This window comes from uncultured Roseovarius sp., from assembly GCF_913057115.1.
In the GTDB taxonomy this organism is placed as follows: Bacteria; Pseudomonadota; Alphaproteobacteria; order Rhodobacterales; family Rhodobacteraceae; genus Roseovarius.
In genome coordinates this window covers 1-4,641 of sequence record NZ_CAJXNN010000073.1, presented here as the reverse complement: position 1 = coordinate 4,641, position 4,641 = coordinate 1, and the positions used below count along the sequence as shown (strand labels likewise).

General features: G+C 60.7%; 4 protein-coding genes. 1 reads left to right on the top strand and 3 read right to left on the bottom strand.

All coding sequences use genetic code 11. The features are described 5' to 3' along the window. The 3 genes from bchC to QZ498_RS16980 form a co-directional block, all read right to left on the bottom strand. Window positions 1-912 (bottom strand): chlorophyll synthesis pathway protein BchC (bchC, locus tag QZ498_RS16990; RefSeq protein WP_294624400.1); only part of this gene is annotated, 912 nt, incomplete at its 3' end. Window positions 913-1,043: 131 nt separating this feature from the next. Then, on the bottom strand, window positions 1,044-2,192 hold the full coding sequence (locus QZ498_RS16985) for a methyltransferase (protein WP_294624398.1): 1,149 nt from the start codon (window positions 2,190-2,192) through the stop codon (window positions 1,044-1,046). Window positions 2,193-2,195: 3 nt separating this feature from the next. After that, complete coding sequence (locus QZ498_RS16980) at window positions 2,196-3,071, bottom strand: polyprenyl synthetase family protein (protein ID WP_294624396.1); 876 nt, start codon at window positions 3,069-3,071, stop codon at window positions 2,196-2,198. A 95-nt stretch (window positions 3,072-3,166) separates the two neighbouring features. On the opposite strand from QZ498_RS16980, the gene crtD reads away from it, so the two are divergent. Continuing rightward, on the top strand, window positions 3,167-4,641 hold a 1,475-nt coding region (gene crtD / locus QZ498_RS16975; RefSeq protein WP_294624394.1), incomplete at its 3' end, for a 1-hydroxycarotenoid 3,4-desaturase CrtD.

Genomic DNA, 4,641 nt, shown 5'->3' with positions numbered 1-4,641 from the left:
TTTCAGGCAAGCGGGGTCCTCAAAGGCCTTGCGATAGGCCTTTGGCGCTTGCTCGGCTTGCGCTTGATGGGTGATCAATCCGCCAAGACTAAGGGCGCCACTTTCGACCAAACCGGCCGTTGCGCGCAGGTCGTCTTGCGTCCATTCCGCCGCAACGCGGAGCCGCGCCTCTTTCATGAAGGCTGGCGGAAAGGCAAAGCTAAGGTCTTGCGGATAAAAGCCCGTCAGAACGATCTCGCCTCCCTTGGCGATACGCCCCACAAGTTCATTCAATATCTCTGGATGCCCCGAGGCGTCGTAAATCGTGCGGTAATCTCGACGCGCGTCATCTTCGGGGGCCACCACGTCATAGCCTACGGCACCGTTGCGCCGGTCGGCTTGGGTTTCCCAAACCGTGGGTGCGGGCGCCCCCGCTGCAATGGTCAACCGGGCCAAAAGGCGGCCCAAAACACCATGCCCCACGATCAAATCCGGCACGGCCTTATCCAGACCGGCCATAGCGTGGCGCGCTGTCGCCGCCAGCGCCAAAAGCGCGCCTTCCGGCCCCAGCGTGGAATCGATTCGCGTGATGCGCTCGGCCTCGGTCACCAGCCGCGAGGCGGCACCGCCAAAAAGACCGTACGCATCGTTAAAGCAATTCGCACCGGGTACGAATACGGTATCCCCCGGTTTGAATTGTGTGTCTGCCCCGGCTTCCACCACTTCACCCGCGGCTTCATAGCCAGGAACAAGCGGATACCCCATGCCGGGAAAAGGCGGCATCGTCCCGGACCAAAACAGTTTTTCAGTGCCGGTCGAAATACCGGAATAGGCGACATCGACAACAATATCCCGTGACCCCGGCGCCTTAAGCGAAAGGGTGTCCAAATGAAGATCCTCGGGACCGTTCAAATAGACAGCGCGGGTATGCATGGTTGCCTCCTGTCTGTCTCTCCGCCGCCCTCATCGGATTCGGCGCACATTGGCACTTAGGCCACTTGTAAGTCTAACCGTACATAGCTAGGTGTCAATATTTGTTTACAGTCAAGCCCAAGATGAAGCTGTCAGGCTGGCTTGGCAAAGGTCAAAACACGCGTCACGTAAGGCCGCCGCACAGAGGGCGCGGCACCGCGGTCAAATCCTGCCTCATCACAAAGCGTCGCTATGCGGTCGGGCGATCGCGTGCGGCCGGTCCCCATGGCCATGGTGTAAAAGGCAAAATAGATATCTCCGGCCCGCTCAGGCCGCCCGCCACCGGCCATCGGCTCCGAGATGATCAAGCGGCCGCCACGGGGTAGCGCATCATATGCCTTGGCCAGCAAATCGCGCACCGTCGCATCATCATGATCGTACAACACGCGGATCAATGAAATAATGTCAGCCCCCTTAGGCAAAGGCGCTTCGCGAAACGATCCTGGATGCAAGCTCACCCTTTCCAACACCCCCGCCTGCGCCAAACGCGACTCGGCCGTTGGAAGCACCTCCGGCAGATCAACCAGGCTGGCGCGCAAATGACGGTGGCGACGCAGGGCCGCTGACACAAACACCCCGGACCCTCCACCAACATCCATCAAGGTCGTCCCACCGCGCAACGACACCGCGCGCAGTGTATCTTCGGCCACCAAAACCTGCGATTTCGCCATAAGGTCGGAGTATCGCTCTGCCTCATCGCGCGGCACGTCGGAACTTTGCCCGAAAACATACGGCCAGAACCGCGCAAGATGGGTGTCACCCTCACCCTCACCGCGCAGGATCGAAACCGGATCCGTCATATCTTTGTAAAAAGCAGTGTTGTGCCGGATCATATCCGTCAGACCCGGAACGCCCAGAATGGCAGCCCCCCGGCGTGCCAACGCAAAATCACCTTTGCGGCCACGTTTGAGCAGTCGCAAAGCCGCACCAGCCTGAAGCAACGCCTCCATACGATCCTCGGGAATGCGACGTCTACGCGATAACGCCTCTGCCGATGCCGGGCCATGAAGCAAGTCTTGCAAAACCTCTAACTCGATCAGCGCCAGAAGCACCTGAGAGGCGACAAATCCCTGTAAAATATCGAAAATTTCGGTACCATCGCGTTGCGCCAGCGCGCCTGCAAACGGAAACTTTGCCGCAAAACGTTGAAAGGTCGGGTTCGCCACCAAACGCGCAAACGCGCCGCGCCAATTGCCTTTTGCGGGGCGGCGGCGATCTGGCACATCACTGGGCGCGGCCATGTATCAGGCCCTATAGCCTTCGGGCAGCTTCGGCATGATTGCCTCGGCCTGATACCTGACCATTTTGGCCAACGCCGCCTCGCCAGGACAAGATGGAATCGAAGCAATAGCCCCGGCCAGAATATCCGAAAGCCGCGCCTTGGCCCCACGCACACCCAATTCGGATACCGCATTGGGCCGACCGTGAAGGTCGTCTTGTCCTGCGGGCTTTCCAAGCGTTTCTTCATCCAACAGCGCATCGCGCAGATCATCCGCGACTTGGAACGCCTCGCCGATCAAAGCCCCCAGATCACGCCACGGCTCAGGCTCGTGCCCGGCCGAAATCGCCCCCATCTCCGTCGCCGCAATAAAAAGCGCCGCCGTCTTGGACATGTGATAGGCATGCAGATCAATTTCGGGTTCGCTTTCCCATCCTTGTCCGGCGCAAATGCCGCCCGGCATACCGGACCGCCGCGACAGCGATAGCACAAGCTGCGCCGCGCGTGCGTCGGCATTTTCTGACCGCCCAGTGCGGGCCAATGTGTCAAAGGCCAGCATGATAAGGCTGTCACCCGTCAAAACCGCCAACGGCTCAGAATAGGCCCGATGCACCGAAGGTTTGCCGCGCCGGGTTTCTGCATCGTCAAAACAGGGCAGGTCATCATGGACAAGACTGGCACAATGGATCAACTCCAAGGCGGCGGCGGCGGCATCGCTTAGCCCGGGGCAATCGTCACCACAGGCACCCGCGACCGACAAAAGGATCGTCGGACGTATGCGCGCACCACCCGGCACAATCGCATACCTAAGCGCTTCGCTTAGCTTAGCAGGGGCCTGCGCGGATTGGGCAACACCAAGAGCACTGCCCAAAGCGCCTTCAATCCGATCGGATACACGCATTACGGCCTCCTTTAGATGGGCGCTGAATATTTTGAATGACACCCATTATGTAAATAAGACTGGACACTTTTAGTGCGTGAGTCAACACTTAGGCCATGAAATCCGACGTTCTCTCAAGTTCAGCGGACACGCATGCCATTGTGATAGGCGCAGGCATTGCGGGCCTTGCTGCCGCCGCAAGCCTTGCGCATGCGGGCCTGAAAGTCACTGTTCTTGAACGACATTCCGGCCCCGGCGGACGTATGCGCATCCTGCCCTCGGTGGCTGGCCCGATAGATGCCGGTCCAACCGTGCTGACCATGCGCGGGGTCTTCGACGATCTCTTCGCTGATCTCGGCGCGCGTCTGGAAGATCACGTCACCCTCCACCGTCAACACCGCCTTGCTCGCCACTTCTGGCCTGATGGAAGTGCACTCGACCTGTTCGATAACGAGGACCAATCCGCCGAAGCGATCCAAGCCTTCTCTGGCGCGCAATCCGCGAAACAATTTCGCGCGTTTTCAGCGCGGGCGCGACGGTTGTTCGATGGCTTCGACGCCCCCATGATGCAGGCGCCCTGCCCGTCCCTGCCGGGGCTTGCCCTGCATGTCGCAACGCGGCCGTGGCTTGTTCCGGCCATGGCACCAACGCGGACGCTTGCACAACTTTTAGACCACAGCTTTGACGACCCCCGCCTGGCGCAACTATTCGGCCGCTACGCCACCTACGTGGGCGGCTCACCTTATCAAGTGCCTGCGCTTTTGTCGTTGATCTGGCAGGCCGAGGCCGCAGGCGTCTGGGCGGTAGAGGGCGGCATGCATGCACTGGCCCGCGCATTGGAATCACTTGGCCGCTCCAAAGGGGCGGAGTTTCATTACGACGCGGATGTCGCCCAAATCATCGTCGAAAACGATCGCGCCATTGGCGTGCGGCGTGCCGATGGCCACACTCACCATGCCAAAACCGTTCTTTTCAACGGCGATCCGCGCGCCTTGGCCACCGGCAGGCTCGGCCCCGATACCACCTGTGTCGCGCCTCAAACCAAGGCTATTCCGCGCAGTCTTTCGGCGCAGGTCTGGGCCTTTGCCGCAACACCAAAAGTGCCGGACCTCGCCTATCACAATGTTTTCTTTCGTGGCGATCCAAAGCCCGAATTCGATGCCATCGCCGACGGGCGCTCCGCCCCGGACCCAACCTTGTACATCTGCGCACAAGATCGCGGCACGGGCACGCCGCCACCCTCAATTGAACGCTTTGAGATCATCGCCAATGCTGCCCCCTTGACCGACGCCAAGACGCCCGAGGAGTTTTCCCAATGCCAGACTCGCACATTCCGGACGCTGGCCAACTTCGGCCTGACCTTCGACCCGATGCCACAGACCACGGCCCTGACAACGCCGCAGGACTTCGACACCCTTTTTCCAGCGACGGCAGGTTCCCTATATGGGCAGAGCCCACATGGAACCACCGCCGCCTTCCAAAGACCAACGGCACGGACACCGATCAAGGGGCTTTATCTGGCCGGGGGCGGGACGCACCCGGGGGCGGGCGTGCCGATGGCGACCCTCTCCGCCCGGCACGCGGCCGAGGC